This window comes from Bacillus sp. MUM 13, assembly GCF_001866725.1.
Classification (GTDB): Bacteria; Bacillota; Bacilli; order Bacillales; family DSM-1321; genus Peribacillus.
Genome location: NZ_MLYQ01000038.1, coordinates 65,848 through 79,758 on the forward strand (window position 1 = coordinate 65,848; position 13,911 = coordinate 79,758).

Annotated in this window: 14 protein-coding genes; all 14 read right to left on the minus strand. The window is 41.7% G+C overall.

What is annotated here, in order from left to right:
- Window positions 1-88 precede the first annotated feature (88 nt).
- Complete coding sequence (locus BIV59_RS11375) at window positions 89-616, minus strand: YehS family protein (RefSeq protein ID WP_071351601.1); 528 nt, start codon at window positions 614-616, stop codon at window positions 89-91.
- A gap of 337 nt (window positions 617-953) precedes the next feature.
- Window positions 954-1,226, minus strand: coding sequence for a hypothetical protein (locus BIV59_RS23645; RefSeq protein ID WP_071351602.1), 273 nt, complete (start codon window positions 1,224-1,226; stop codon window positions 954-956).
- Between the two features lie 16 nt (window positions 1,227-1,242).
- Entirely contained in the window at window positions 1,243-2,064 is an 822-nt protein-coding gene (locus BIV59_RS11385) for a Cof-type HAD-IIB family hydrolase (RefSeq protein ID WP_071351603.1), read from the minus strand.
- Window positions 2,065-2,389: 325 nt separating this feature from the next.
- Window positions 2,390-3,355, minus strand: a complete 966-nt coding sequence (locus BIV59_RS11390; RefSeq protein WP_071351678.1) for a tRNA dihydrouridine synthase — start codon at window positions 3,353-3,355, stop codon at window positions 2,390-2,392.
- 706 nt (window positions 3,356-4,061) lie between these two features.
- Entirely contained in the window at window positions 4,062-4,550 is a 489-nt protein-coding gene (locus BIV59_RS11395; RefSeq protein ID WP_071351604.1) for a GyrI-like domain-containing protein, read from the minus strand.
- Between the two features lie 357 nt (window positions 4,551-4,907).
- The gene (gene rlmD / locus BIV59_RS11400; protein WP_071351605.1) at window positions 4,908-6,290 is read right to left on the minus strand and encodes a 23S rRNA (uracil(1939)-C(5))-methyltransferase RlmD; all 1,383 of its coding nucleotides are present in this window, start codon (window positions 6,288-6,290) and stop codon (window positions 4,908-4,910) included.
- A complete protein-coding gene (locus BIV59_RS11405) occupies window positions 6,287-7,171 on the minus strand; it encodes a DNA-3-methyladenine glycosylase family protein (protein WP_071351606.1) in 885 nt (294 codons plus the stop codon). The genes rlmD and BIV59_RS11405 overlap by 4 nt, the downstream gene beginning before the upstream one ends.
- Window positions 7,172-7,309: 138 nt before the next feature.
- On the minus strand, window positions 7,310-8,098 hold the full coding sequence (gene pdaA / locus BIV59_RS11410; RefSeq protein WP_071351607.1) for a delta-lactam-biosynthetic de-N-acetylase: 789 nt from the start codon (window positions 8,096-8,098) through the stop codon (window positions 7,310-7,312).
- Between the two features lie 106 nt (window positions 8,099-8,204).
- The gene (locus tag BIV59_RS11415) at window positions 8,205-8,405 is read right to left on the minus strand and encodes a hypothetical protein (protein ID WP_071351608.1); all 201 of its coding nucleotides are present in this window, start codon (window positions 8,403-8,405) and stop codon (window positions 8,205-8,207) included.
- Between the two features lie 282 nt (window positions 8,406-8,687).
- Complete coding sequence (locus BIV59_RS11420; RefSeq protein ID WP_071351609.1) at window positions 8,688-10,253, minus strand: fumarate hydratase; 1,566 nt, start codon at window positions 10,251-10,253, stop codon at window positions 8,688-8,690.
- 559 nt (window positions 10,254-10,812) lie between these two features.
- A complete protein-coding gene (locus BIV59_RS11425; RefSeq protein ID WP_139194357.1) occupies window positions 10,813-11,010 on the minus strand; it encodes a hypothetical protein in 198 nt (65 codons plus the stop codon).
- A 118-nt stretch (window positions 11,011-11,128) separates the two neighbouring features.
- Window positions 11,129-11,851 (minus strand): GntR family transcriptional regulator, encoded by a 723-nt coding sequence (locus tag BIV59_RS11430; protein ID WP_071351611.1) that lies wholly within the window; start codon window positions 11,849-11,851, stop codon window positions 11,129-11,131.
- A gap of 24 nt (window positions 11,852-11,875) precedes the next feature.
- A complete protein-coding gene (gene nagB / locus BIV59_RS11435; RefSeq protein WP_071351612.1) occupies window positions 11,876-12,616 on the minus strand; it encodes a glucosamine-6-phosphate deaminase in 741 nt (246 codons plus the stop codon).
- Window positions 12,597-13,811 carry an N-acetylglucosamine-6-phosphate deacetylase gene (gene nagA, locus BIV59_RS11440; protein WP_071351613.1) on the minus strand — a complete coding sequence of 405 codons (1,215 nt, stop codon included), beginning with the start codon at window positions 13,809-13,811 and terminating at the stop codon, window positions 12,597-12,599. The genes nagB and nagA overlap by 20 nt, the downstream gene beginning before the upstream one ends.
- Between the last annotated feature and the right edge of the window lie 100 nt (window positions 13,812-13,911).

The following is a 13,911-nucleotide window of genomic DNA, read 5'->3' on the forward strand; positions in this document are numbered from 1 at the left end:
ATGGGCTGACTGCCTTCATTCATACCTATGTAGCAAAACAGTATTTATTTAATAAATGTTTCCCGCAAAATTTAAAACTGGCATTCCGTTATGCTCTGTAACTTAAAGCTAATCCCTTCAGGAAATTCCTGGCGTACCGATCACCGCAAGCTTTATAATTCTTATGTCCTTCTTTTCTTAATAAAGCGCCTAACTCCCCCTTAGATATAACGACTCCTGCATCATCTAATATTTCAATCATATCTTCGCTTGTTAATGATAGAGCTATTTTTAATTTCTTCAGTAAGACATTATTGACGCTGCCATTATTTTTGATAGTGATTGCCGGTCTTTCAGGTTCTCCAGGTTTTGTTTCCTGTTTTCCCCGTTTGAATACAATAAGTCCATTTAAAAATGATTCTAGCGTGTAATTATCGACTTTTATATTCTCTTCTTCTTCCGGATCATCATTGCCCGCTTCATCATAATAACTATCCTTGGTTTTAATAAGCATTTTCAAGACTTCTTCTTTAGATGCTTCGATGCCTCCGAGATTAAAAATCTTTACCATATCTGTATTTTTAATATCCAGTGCATATCTCAATCTAATTAATATATCATTATTATCCATAACCATCTTTAGTTCCCCCTGCTTGGAAAGTAAAAGCATTATTGCTTATACTTTATTGTAATAAATAACATTAAGTATAACCCTTAATATTGTATCTCCAGTATCCTTCATCAATACCCATTACCTGCCGGCCATTGAATAACTAGCTTAACACGTCAGAGACATGTTTTACAGATTTACCTGTACGATTATGTATTAAAGCAGTGAAAAGCTATAGAACTATAACAGAGCTGACGGTAAAAAAGGCAACTCCGCTGATAAGACGGAAGCTGCCTTACTACAATATTAAATCTGCTTTTTGCGGATGGATCTTTTCTTAAAAATTGTTGTTTTTGGATGAGTCCTATGAGGCAATCACATTGTTAAATCGGGTTGATTGGAGCGTAATATAAGAAACTCCTGCGGGATTAGCGGGAAGATGAGACTCCCGCAGGCGAAGCAGAGGAGCCTCACCGCCCGCCCCGCGGAAAGCGAGCATCCGGGAGCGGAAATCAACCACTTGTTTCATAGCAACAAAGCTTATAAAAACAGCCTTGCGGATAGATTTTTGCTTGTGGCTCCCTGCTTCTGCTCCATCATTATAAGAAAGTGATGTGAAAGTATTCACAATTACCAAAGCAAAAAGACCCAGTTTATTGTACAGATACTGTTTTTAGAATAAACTCTTCAACTACTTTAGCAACGCCGTCATTCATATTAGAATCTGTGATAAAATCTGCTTTTGCTTTTATTTCATCAGTTGCATTTCCCATGGCAACTCCAAGGCCTGCAAATTCAATCATGGATAAGTCATTATTGCTGTCGCCGACCGCTATCACTTCATCACGGCTGATGCCAAGCTTGCCGATAAGAGAGTTCAGGCTGGTCCCTTTTGTTACATCTGCTTCAGTGAACTCGAGGAAGAAAGGTTTTGACCGCATTACACTTAAGCTTCCTGCAAATTCTTTCTGGAGCTTTTCTTCCACTTTTTTAAGAAAGTCAGGTTCTTCAAGCATTAATGCTTTCACAACCGGCTCTGTTACAGCCTCTTTAAAGCTATCTACAACGTGTATTGGCAGGTTAGTCAGCTGGCCTTCAACATCTGTGTACTGATTTGCATCTTCAGTCACAATCGTATCTCCGACATACGTATGGATCAAGACGTTTTCTCTGCGGCTGATGTCATATAATTGATGGATTGTTTCAGTCGGCAATGTAGAGCTGAACAATTCCTCGCCTGTTTGGCAATTGATTATTTTCGCTCCATTAAAAGAAAGAATAAAGCTGCCGTACTCTTTTAATTTCAGTTCCTCAGCAATCGGGAGCATCGCACTAGTCGGCCGCCCTGAAGCCAGTACCACCTTAGCCCCCATTTCCTGGGCATCCATCAAGGCCTGCTTGGTCCTTGGAGAAATCGTCAAATCATTACGCAGCAATGTATCATCTAAATCGAGGACAATCATTTTGTATGTCATGTTAGTTAATTCCTTTCGTCTATAACATTCTCTATCTATTTTACTATATTTAAACGAAATTCGCCCTGGAAGAGCTTATTCTTGAAAAAATTAACTATTACACTGCTGCAAAGAAACACAAGAGTAGACTGGCATAAGTCGTGCTCCCTCCGGCAACAATTCGGGGCAATCTACTAAATATCATGAAAAAAGAGTACTGTACTGACAAAAAACAAAGCAAAAAAATTGGCGGTGCGGATCCGGTTCTATACCGCCTTCACACCAGCCAATTAACTGCTAAGGAAACATTCAAACTCCCGGAATCAAGTCCTGCTATCCTGTACCCTTAGAGATTTTCTGATACAAATTTATCGAGCAATGTGCGGACTTCATCTGTTGAATTTGTGTTCATTAATTGATTTCTTAATTCACCTGCGCCGGGAAAGGCGCGGACATATATCTTGAAAAAGCGGTGAAGAGCCTTGAACGAACGCAGCTCTAGTTTTGAATATTTATCATGAAGATCCACATGCAGCCTTAAGAGATCAAGCAATTCCTTACTGCTATGCTCTTTTGGCTCCTTTTCAAAGGCAAATGGATTATTGAAAATGCCGCGCCCAATCATAACCCCGTCAATACCGTATTGATTGGCGAGCTGTAAGCCAGTTTGACGGTCAGGGATATCTCCGTTTATTGTCAGCAGTGTGTCTGGTGCCACCTGGTCACGAAGTTTTTTGATTTCCGGGATCAGTTCCCAGTGAGCATCCACTTTGCTCATTTCCTGCCTTGTACGCAGATGAATGGAAAGATTAACAATGTCTTGTTTCAGAATGTGGGTCAGCCACCCTTTCCATTCATCAACATCCGTGAAACCAAGCCTTGTCTTTACACTTACAGGCAAGCCTCCTGCTTTAGCTGCTTGTATTAATTCTGCTGCAACCTCTGGACGGAGGATAAGGCCGCTTCCCTTCCCATTTTGTGTCACATTAGGTACAGGACAGCCCATATTGATATCCACTCCCCGGTAGCCCATTTCCGCCATACCAATACTCATTTTCCGGAAGTTTTCAGGCTTATCCCCCCATATATGGGCTACCATTGGCTGTTCATCCTCTGTAAAAGTCAAACGTCCGCGCACACTCTGTTTCCCCTCAGGGTGACAATAACTCTCAGAGTTCGTAAACTCGGTAAAAAATACATCAGGTCTGGCTGCTTCACTCACTACATGACGAAAAACAACATCCGTCACATCCTCCATTGGAGCCAGTATAAAAAATGGACGCGGTAAATCACGCCAAAAATTATTATTCATCTTCAAATTTCAATCCTCTCATAATGGGTTACCGAAAATCGCAGCCCAAAATTAAAAAGCAGCATGTCCCTGCTTCATCTACACTTATACCATGCTTAGGCACTTTTTATCAAACTGGCTTAACTATATTTTAACATCACATACTTCATACAAACAAAACGATTTTCTCTAAAATACTGCCTATTAGCGAGTTAGTTTTCTGAAAGGCAACGAAGAAAAAATCGAAAGACTACTTAATTGGCAAGGTTTTAACAGGAAAAAGACCCCGAAATCGCAAAATTTTTTCTTGCGAAATAAGGGTCAGACAATGACAAATATTTATTTCATTGGAAGTAATTTTTTAGTTATATAACTTCATGTACCCCGCAATAATCCCTTGGAATTGAAGCGCCGTACTCCAGCACCTGATTATCCTTTAAGTTCTGCCAAAGCACTCGGTGAAAATAAAATACCTTCTGATAAAAGGGATGCGATTGCTTCATATTATTTATCAATCTTTGAAGATTTCTTTCTCGTATATTTCTCCAATAGAGTCACTTTCTAAACGATATTCGATAGTATTTAATTGAACTGTATTAGCAGGTTTATAATCGGTGCTTCAGAAGGACACGTTTCCAGCATATTACATTTCTTCTCTCTCGACTTCATTCACTATCTTGCTCCTTATTTTCAATAAGGATCGCACCGTTTGTTGAATGAGAAACATTTATTTTTTTTCAATGGGTATATAGATATCAAAATGCGGATCATTAGGATCACGATCAACTGGATAATATTCATGTTTAATTGGCATGTAAGGATCAAAGTATTCTACACCAGCTTCTCGCAAGGGAGTATAGTCACTAGCAAACAACCATTGTTGTAAATCCGTGTATGTCTTTTGTATATCTTTTCCTTTCTTATGTGTGGTTTTCACATATGTCCATTCAGGAACCCTTATTTCAATCATTCCATCAGGGATCTCCTGCTCCTCACTTACTTCATACACGGCATAATGTACGAATCCATTTTCCACTACATGATAAGATAGGCCTAATTGAAAACTCGAATTTACCTTATACTCTAATTCATTTGCTCGATCTTCACATTGTTGAATTACTTTTTTTAAATTAGGTACGATTTCTGAAAATGTACCCTCCCATTTCAATCCTACTGCCCGATAGGCTGGTAACGTTAAAATTTCACAGTTAAACATATTTCCTCCCTATACTTTAAAGTGTCATAAAATCCCTATACTGTCTTCGCTAACAAGGGGTTAAAAACCTTCCTCCATTAAACTGTCCCTTTAACTTGAAGTGAAAAAATTTAATTTTTCTCTTTTTTTGTTCCTACTATGTACTGCCACAATAATCCCTTCCGATTTCACCCCACTCCCCCCGCATTCCTTCGTCCGCTGTAAAAGTAAAATCTTCCGAAACCTTGAAAAAAGGTTATCCGAAGCCTAAAAAAACAAAAAGGCTTATCCCGTAAGGAATAGCCCTGTATTTTCCATGCTTTTTTGCGAATTCTTTTTTCCCACTCGAAGGAAAAATCGGGTTAGTGAGTTTATTGCTTAGTTACAATTCAATTCCAATTCCGTTACAACTTCCACATGAGCTGTCTGCGGGAACATATCGACAGGCTGCATGTATTTTACTTTGTAGCTCTTGCTCAGGATCTGCAGGTCCTTCGCAAGTGTGGATGGATTGCAGGATACGTATATGACTTTCTTTGGCTGTACTTTCAGGATCGTTTGCAGCAGATTGTCGTCTAAGCCGCTTCTTGGAGGGTCGGCAACAAGCACATCTGGCTTCCAGCCTTCTTTGGCCCAGCGCGGAAGGATGTTTTCTGCTTTTCCTGTTTCATATTTTACGTTATTCACTTTATGGCGCTTTGCGTTTTGCCTTGCATCTTCAACCGATTCTCTGATTGTGTCCATACCCCGGACTTCTTTGGCATCGCCAGCAAGCCATAGGCCGATCGTGCCGACTCCGCAGTAAGCATCCACAACTTTTTCAGTGCCTGTCAAAGCTGCTGCCTTTTTGACTTCATCATATAATTTAACAGTCTGGATCGGATTCAGCTGGAAGAATGTCCGTGCTGACAGTTCATACGATAGGTCTCCAAGTGTTTCGGTAATCACCTGTTCCCCGTCCAGCAGGATCGTTTTGTCTCCAAAAATCAAAGATGTATTTTTATTGTTCACATTTTGAATGATGGACTTTACTTCAGGAAGCTGACTTTTAATCAATTCAATCAGTTTCTCCTTTTGCGGCAGCTCTTCCGTGTTCGTGACGAGCACAACCTGGACTTCGCCGGTTTCAAATCCTACACGGGTAATGATTGTCCGGATCGCGCCTTTTTTCTTTCTTTCGTTATAAATGGAAATGCCAAGATTCGTAAGGATTTTCTTAATCATCCTTGTTGCTTTATTGCTTTTAGGATGCTGTACAATGCAATTAGGGATATCAATCAAATCATGTGAATTCAATCCATATAGCCCTGCAATCACTTTCCCGTTTTTAAGGCCGACCTGAAATTGGCTTTTATTACGGTAAAACCACGGATCCTCCATTCCAATCGTTTCTTTAATATTCAATGAATCCAGCGGCACTTTACCGTAACGCTCCATGGACTGGATTACGATATCACGCTTTTCTGTGAGCTGCCTGCTGTAGCTCATATGCTGAAGCTGGCATCCGCCGCACTCTTCATACACTGGACAAGGAGGGTTGATGCGGTCCGGGGAAGGTTTGCGTATTGTTTTAATCTTCGCTTCTGAGAATTTCGACTGTACCTTAACAGCTTCAGCCACAATTTCTTCTCCTGGAAGAGCTCCTGGCACAAAGACGACTTTCCGTTTAAAATAGCCGACTCCTTCACCATTAATGCCTAGTCTTTTTATTGTTAAGGGGAAAGTCTGGTTAACTTCCAATTGGTTATCTTCTGTTTTCATTTCTTCTCACTCCGTTTTTCAATGCTTCTCCATAAATAAAGGGATGCATAGCTTAAAAATGGCGCCCAGCTCTTGCTGTAGCTTTCCATTTCATCCTGATTTGGTTTAGCATCCAATCCATATAATTGCTTAAGTGCATTTTGGATGCCGATATCTGCTTTCGGGAAAAGATTAGGACGCCCTGCACCGAATAAAAGAAAGTTTTCGGCTGTCCACTTTCCAATCCCCCGTATCTTTATTAATGTATTGATGATTTCTTCATCTGGCTTTTGAGCCAGTTCTTCAAGGTTCAAGCTTCCGTCTGCAATCAGCCCAGAAAGCCCAATCACATATTCTGCTTTTCGGGTGCTGAATTGAAGCTCTCTCAGCTGCTCGACTGTCAGTGTAGCAGCTGTTTCGGGAGCAGGATAAAACCATACACCATCCTTTTGAAAGCCGAATGCATGCACAAATCTCTCCGTCAGGGTATGCGCAAAGGCGAGGTTCAATTGCTGATGGATGATACATTTTACTAAACAGCTGTAATAATCAAAATCCAGAACGATGGCCGTTCCGCGATGTTCAGCGAATATTTCTTTTAAATCCGAGCCCTCAAAATGCGAAGCTATTGTATGCAAAGGCTGATGCCAATGAAAAATTTTCTTTATGCGCTGAAGGGCCAGGTCTTTAAATTCTGTTGTCTCACCTTGAATTTCAAACAGCGGATCTTCTGTACTCCCCATGCTTTTTACTGTGAACACTAGAGGATTTCCTTCTATAGTAAGTGGGACCTTAACAGTTTTGTTTTCCTCGTCCACTGCATGCAGCGGATCAAGCAGCAGTCGTTCAAGAACCAGTTCAAAGTTATAAGGGGCCTGCACCGATAATTTTTCAGTCCACACAGTCATCTTCCTTTAGCAGTTTTCCACGTATTATAGCATGTTTCCGGCAATAATACTTGTCTCTAATCAATAATAAGCTCAATAGGAAAAACGGCATCAAAGGGAAAGAGACAGCTCTTGCACTTTAATGCCGCTTCATCAATAAAGCATTTTATCCGGCAATTGATCTTTTATCATTAAATCATCAAGGCTTTTAAATACATAGCCCTGTTTTTTCAAATCCGTGATGATCGAGTCCAGAGCGTCCGCGTTATCCTTTGAAACAGTGTGAAGCAGCAGGATCGCTCCAGGATGAATTTGCTTCATTACAGCATCATGTGCATATTGCGCACCCTTTTGCTCATCGGTAATCCAGTCCTTATAAGCAAGAGACCAGAAAATATGATAATACCCCTCTTTTCTGGCAACATCCATTGTCCGCTCACTGAACACCCCCCGCGGAGGCCTTAAGTAGTTCATCGTTTTTTGTCCCGTGATTTTCTGTGTTTCATCTTTTACCTTTTGCAGCTCGGATTTAATGACATCATCTGCGGTTCTGGACATATCAGGATGGCTCCATGAGTGATTTCCGACAATATGCCCTTCCGATGCCATCCTTCTCACAAGGTCTGGAGCTGATTTTAAGTAGTGTCCTGTTACAAAAAATGCAGCAGGCACATGCTGCTTTTTCATAACATCCAGAATTTTTCCGGTATAGCCGTTTTCATAGCCATTATCAAATGTTAAGTAAATGTCTTTTTTAGCGGAATCCCCTTTATAGACTGCACCATATTTTTTTATCATGTTATCATACATGGCCCCTGCTTCAGCCGGCTGTCCATTCTTCCCTTTATTAAAACCCCAGTTATAAGATGTATTAGACGGCCCCGCATTTGCGTGCAAAGGCAGCAGTGTTAACAGCATAATCAGGAGAATATACTTCTTCATCTTATTTCCTCCATCCATTTCTTTTTTTTATTGTTTGGAGTTGGAGGGAAAATATACGGCATAGAAAAGGGCCCTATTTTAATAAATAAGGCCCCCGTTTTATTTCTTAGGCAAATAGTGTTTTAAATGCCTGATAAATTAAAACAAGAGAGAAAACAACAACAGTAATCATGCCAATGCCTGCTGCAACAGGGGCAATGGAAGCAGCGAAGGAAGCAAGCGCACCTGCTTTCACCAGTCCGGGAAGAATAACCAGAGCAAAGCCGCTCAAAATGGCAAGAAAGTATAAGAAGTAGTTGTTATTCATGTAATAATCACTCTCCTTTCTCTATACTTTATGTACAAGCTCTGTTTTTGTCCGGGCAAAAGCTGTTTTTTTAAAAAAAACTGCATATCTATGGCTTTGATTTCCCTATAATTGGAAAATTGTGCCGATTTAAGCTTCATTCAAGCCAATTTCTCTGTGATTCGAGCGAAATCCGCTTTCATTAGGGCGAAATTACGTCTGATTCGAGCCAATTGTGTTTTAAATTCTCCATAAAAAAACGCCAGCTTCTGATAAGGAAGCTGACATTTCACTGACGGTCCTTTATTTAAACACAGGTTCTTTAAACTGTGACAGCTTCTCAAGCGAGGATTGCTGTACGTCTTTATGCAGGCTGTTTCCATGAGAATCCATGGTCACGACTGCAGTGAAGCCCTCTGCCTTTAAGTGCCACATAGCTTCCGGGATACCGAACTGTGTCAAGTCGACACCTTCAACAGACTTGATGCAGTCAGCATAATATTGTGCTGCACCTCCGATGGCATTCAGGTATACGCCTCCATGCTCCTGCAGGGCAGCAAGCGTTTTGGGTCCCATTCCGCCTTTTCCGATTACAGCACGTATGCCGAACCTTTTCATGATGTCTCCCTGGTAGGGCTCTTCACGTATGCTTGTTGTAGGGCCGGCAGCCTTTACATGCCATTTGCCTTCCTGATCCTTTAGCATGACCGGACCACAGTGGTAGATGATCTGGCCATTCAAATCTACAGGTGAATCATGTTCGGACAGATATTTATGGATGGCATCGCGTCCTGTGTACATCATTCCATTTATATGGACTACATCGCCCACTTTTAATTCACGGATCTGTTCCTCTGTGATTGGAGCAGTCAATACTACTTCACGGCTGGCTGGAGCAGCATCTTCTGCTGCCGCCGCTGATTCAACGTCAGCTGTTTCTCTTTCGGCACCAAAATCAATTTTTTCGCCTTCCTGATAGAGCCATTCATTGATTTCGCCGGTTTCCGGATGGATGGCCACACCAAGCCTGCGGAAAGCCCAGCAATTGTATGCAACAGATACAAAGAAGCTTGCGGGTATACGGTGCATGACGCCGATTTTGCAGCCTAAAAGAGTCGTTTCCCCTCCAAACCCCATAGTCCCGATTCCAAGCTCGTTGGCGTTTTTAATAATATATTCTTCAAGCTTTCTTAGATCTTCATGCGGGTTAATATCATCATTGCTCCTGAAAAGCTGCTGCTTGGCCAAATCATAGCCGGATGAACGGTCGCCGCCGATGCCCACTCCGATAAATCCCGCACTGCAGCCTTGTCCCTGGGCCTGATATACAGAATGAAGAATGCATTTACGGATCCCGTCTAGATCACGTCCTGCTTTCCCTAGTCCTTCCAGCTCGCATGGCAGGCTATACTGGATGTTTTTATTTTCACAGCCGCCGCCCTTTAAAATCAGGCGGACATCTATATAATCCTTTTCCCATTGGTCGAATTTCATAACTGGCAATCCTTCGCCAAGATTGTCTCCGCTGTTGTCCCCTGTCAATGAATCAACTGCATTTGGACGAAGCTTGCCCGCTTTTGTAGCCAATACCATTGCATTTTTGATTGCACTTTTAATTTCAAGCTGGTTTACCCCAACCGGCGTTTTGATTTTAAAAGTCGGCAGACCTGTATCCTGGCAAATCGGCGATACATTGTCATCTGCCATTGTTATATTTTCAGTGATGGTTGATAAACTCATGGCAGAACGGGTTCCCGCATTTTCAAGCTGCTTCGCCTTTTTAATGGCTCTGCGCACATCTTTCGGAAGGTTTGTAGACGTTTCCACAATTAAGCTGTACATGCTTTCTTGAAATTTCTCGATATTCATACTGCATTTCCCCCTCTTTGTCATTCCCCTGTGCTGAATGCTTTGAACACAAACTTAAGAAAATTTAGTCATTTCCCCGTTTCATTATACATCTAACGTTTTATTTCGAAAAGATGATGTTTGAGACTGTCTGCTGTTTTCGCCGTGCTGCTTAGAATCATAAAAAAGGCACTTTTCTTAAAGATTGTTGTTTTTTTAATTTGTTAGTGAGGCGTTCCCTTTACAAAGTCAGGTTGATTGGAGCGTAAGGTGCGAGACTCCTGCTTAGATTAACGGGAAGGTGAGACCGCAGGCACAGCCGGGGAGGCTCACCGCCTGCGTGGAAAGCGAGCATCCTGGAGCGGAAATCAACCCCTTTTTTCATACAACAAAGTTTACGAAAACAGCCTAAAAAAAGATGAGAATCAGCCCATCTTCAGTCAAATTTCCAGCATCGGAATTCTGTTTTTATAGCGGTCAATCAGCTTGCTGTTATGCTCCTTTGCACCGTCCACATTGCCGCTTCTAAATATAGGTGGTGTAAAACCTTTTGAAATCATTATTATTTTTACGGCTTCTGTTATGATTCCATTAAGTATAGCCATGCCAATGATAGTTGATCCAGAGCCAAAATATCCAGTGCTTCTTCCTTCATAAGCGTGTCTCCAGCTTCAATGTGGTTGTCGATTGTATAATCACCTGCTTGATAAAGGTATTTCCTGCTGCTATGCCGGGAAGATTGAGAATTGGCATAGCGGGGAGAAGTGATTACATTCACAAAGGCTCCCCTTTCCCTTGCTGTATCCGCCACATCAATCTTTTTCCACGGTATCTATCAGTTGTTTAATTTTCTTAAAATATGGCTTGGACATGTTAAGAGCCAGCCGCCTTTTTGTTCAGCGTTTCATAGAAATCATGAATTTATAACGATCTGCACGATAAGAAGATTTAACAAACTCAACCGGTGTGCCGTCTTTCAAAAACGTATTCCTCTCTATTCGCATAACAGGCGCACCTGTTTGGATTTGGAGGAATTTCGCTTCCATTCTGCTTGCAATTGAAGACTCAATGACCTGTGAAGCATGTTCTATATGAAAGCCAAGCTGTTCCTCTATATAGGCATATAAAGAGCGGTTCACGATATCTTCTGTAAGGCCTTTAATAAGATTTGCAGAAATGTAGTTGGTCTCCAGGGCCATAGGCACATCATCAGCCAGACGGATTCTTTTTATTTCGTAAACAGGGCCATATTCACCTATGGATAAAGTGTGGGCAATCTGGCTTGAGGCAGGAATGATTTCAAAGTTCACTAATTGGCTTCCAGGCGCAAGGCCCCTTGCCTTCATATCCTCTGTAAAACTGGTCAGGCCCTGAAGCGGCTGTTCTATTTTCCGCTGAGATACAAATGTACCCTTTCCCTGCATCCGATGCAGGTATCCGGCGTTAACAAGCTGTGTAAATGCCTGCCTGACAGTCATCCTGCTTATTTGATATTTTTCGGCATACTCTCTTTCGGCAGGAAGCGAATCTCCCGGTTTTAACTCGCCGTTTTCAATTAGATTCTTTATATGCTCCTCCAGCTGATAATAGATAGGAATAGGAGAATTTTTATTTATCATTCGCCATTCAACCGAACCTTTCCTTTAAATACCATATTTGATGTTTGCACTTGCTGCTTCATCTGCAATGATTGTAACACACGGGTGGTTTCTGAGAACCGAGGCAGGGAAGCTCTCACTCACTTCTTCTCCATTCAAAAGCTGAGACAGGGCCTCCCTCTTATTTTCTCCAGAGACGATAAGGAGAATCTCCCTGCTGTTCATAATTGTTTGAATACCCATTGTAATCGCCTGTGTCGGAACCTCTTGCCCGCTTTCAAAAAACCTGCTGTTTGCCTCTATAGTAGAAGGTGCAAGGTCAACAATATGGGTTTTGGAATCAAATGAAGTGCCAGGTTCGTTAAAACCGATATGGCCATTACCCCCAATTCCTAAAAGCTGAAGATCCACGCCTCCATGGTCGCTCAGTAACTTTTCATACTTTTCACATTCTGTATGAAGTGTCTCTTTATTTCCGCTTGGGACATGTGTTTCCGTTTTAATAATATCAATATGGTTAAAAAGGTTATCATCCATAAAGGAACGATAGCTTTGCGGATTTTCCTGAGGCAAGCCGACATACTCGTCCAAATTAAAGGTTGTGGCATGCTTGTAGGAGGTGCCGTTTTTTTCATGGTCTTCAATCAGGTTCCTGTATGTTCCAACAGGTGTACCCCCAGTTGCAAGGCCAAGTGTTATTTTAGGATTTTCCCGCACTTTTTTAATAATATATCCGGCAGCTTTTTGGCTCATTTCTTCATAATCTTTAACTATGATTGTTTTCATTCTGGATTCCTCCTCTGATATAAGCAATTCCCCCTCGGCATAATGTAAGAAATACCTCGTGATTTTCATCAAGAATGACTATATCTGCATCCTTTCCTGCTTCAATGCTTCCTTTCCGGTCATATATATTTAATTGCCTGGCAGGATTTGAAGAAGCCATATCAATGGCGTCCCTAAGCGTACAGCCTGTAAAGGACATCATGTTGGTTACTGCTTTTCCTAATTTCAGAATGCTGCCTGCAAGCGTTCCGTCCGCTAAAACCGCCTTGCCATTTTCTACTGTGACGTCCTGGCCGCCCAAGTCATATTGTCCATTTTTCAGGCACTTTGCCCTCATGGCATCCGTTATTAAAATCAGGCCATCCTTGCTTTTCTGCTTAAGAGCAAGCTCGGCCATTTCTGGACGTACATGAATTCCATCTGCGATAAGTTCAGCTTTTAATTCATTTCTCAGGAAAGCCGCTCCAACAACTCCCGGCTCGCGATGGTGAAGCCCTCTCATCTGGTTGTATAAATGCGTAACATGATTGGCCCCTGCATCAATCGCATCCATAACTTCCTCATAAGTAGCATCAGAGTGCCCTATGGAGGCAATCATTCCGTTTTCCTTTAAATAGCGGATCATCTCGAGTCCGCCCGGCTGTTCAGGTGCCAGGGTGACCAGCTTGATTGTGCCGCCCGAAAGGCTCTCCCAGCTTTTAAACAGCTTTAAATCAGGATCCTTTATATGATGGACAGGCTGGGCCCCTGCCTTATTTGCATTAACAAATGGCCCTTCCAGATGAATTCCGAGCACTTCAGCTTTGCCTGGAGATTGCCGGTTTGAAATATACTCTCCCGCGTTTTGCAGTGCTTTCTCAATTTCCACAACTGCTTGTGTCATCGTAGTAGCCAGAAAGCTTGTTGTACCTTCTTTTGGCAATGCCTTGGACATCGTCTCCAGCGCTTCTACAGTTGAATCCATCACATCAGCACCATTTACACCATGTATATGGACATCAATAAATCCAGGAACTGCGGTATAGCTTGCGGGGATCTCCATAGTCTTGAAACCTTCTTCATCGGCCAGGTCTTCAAGAGGTCCAAGCTCAATAATTTTTTGGTTTTTTATTTTAATGAATCCATGTTTGATAATTTTGCTGGCTGTATAGATTTCAATGTCTTTAAGTAAAATAGGATTGTCTATGGAATTCATCTTCATAACTTCCTTTCCGTTTCACATCTTTACTTTATCATCAACTATTTATAGTCGTCTATACCAATTTTATTTGAAATTATTTTTTTATCAGCTCAGC

What these genes read in the sequence shown, in the direction of transcription:
- BIV59_RS11395 (WP_071351604.1), bottom strand. Translation starts at nt 4,550, where the DNA reads ATGTTTAACTGTGAAATTTTAACGTTACCAGCCTATCGGGCAGTAGGA.
- BIV59_RS11415 (WP_071351608.1), bottom strand. Translation starts at nt 8,405, where the DNA reads ATGAATAACAACTACTTCTTATACTTTCTTGCCATTTTGAGCGGCTTT.
- BIV59_RS11385 (WP_071351603.1), bottom strand. Translation starts at nt 2,064, where the DNA reads ATGACATACAAAATGATTGTCCTCGATTTAGATGATACATTGCTGCGT.
- nagB (WP_071351612.1), bottom strand. Translation starts at nt 12,616, where the DNA reads ATGAAAACAATCATAGTTAAAGATTATGAAGAAATGAGCCAAAAAGCT.
- BIV59_RS11375 (WP_071351601.1), bottom strand. Translation starts at nt 616, where the DNA reads ATGGTTATGGATAATAATGATATATTAATTAGATTGAGATATGCACTG.
- nagA (WP_071351613.1), bottom strand. Translation starts at nt 13,811, where the DNA reads ATGAATTCCATAGACAATCCTATTTTACTTAAAGACATTGAAATCTAT.
- BIV59_RS11430 (WP_071351611.1), bottom strand. Translation starts at nt 11,851, where the DNA reads ATGATAAATAAAAATTCTCCTATTCCTATCTATTATCAGCTGGAGGAG.
- BIV59_RS11420 (WP_071351609.1), bottom strand. Translation starts at nt 10,253, where the DNA reads ATGAATATCGAGAAATTTCAAGAAAGCATGTACAGCTTAATTGTGGAA.
- pdaA (WP_071351607.1), bottom strand. Translation starts at nt 8,098, where the DNA reads ATGAAGAAGTATATTCTCCTGATTATGCTGTTAACACTGCTGCCTTTG.
- BIV59_RS11390 (WP_071351678.1), bottom strand. Translation starts at nt 3,355, where the DNA reads ATGAATAATAATTTTTGGCGTGATTTACCGCGTCCATTTTTTATACTG.
- rlmD (WP_071351605.1), bottom strand. Translation starts at nt 6,290, where the DNA reads ATGAAAACAGAAGATAACCAATTGGAAGTTAACCAGACTTTCCCCTTA.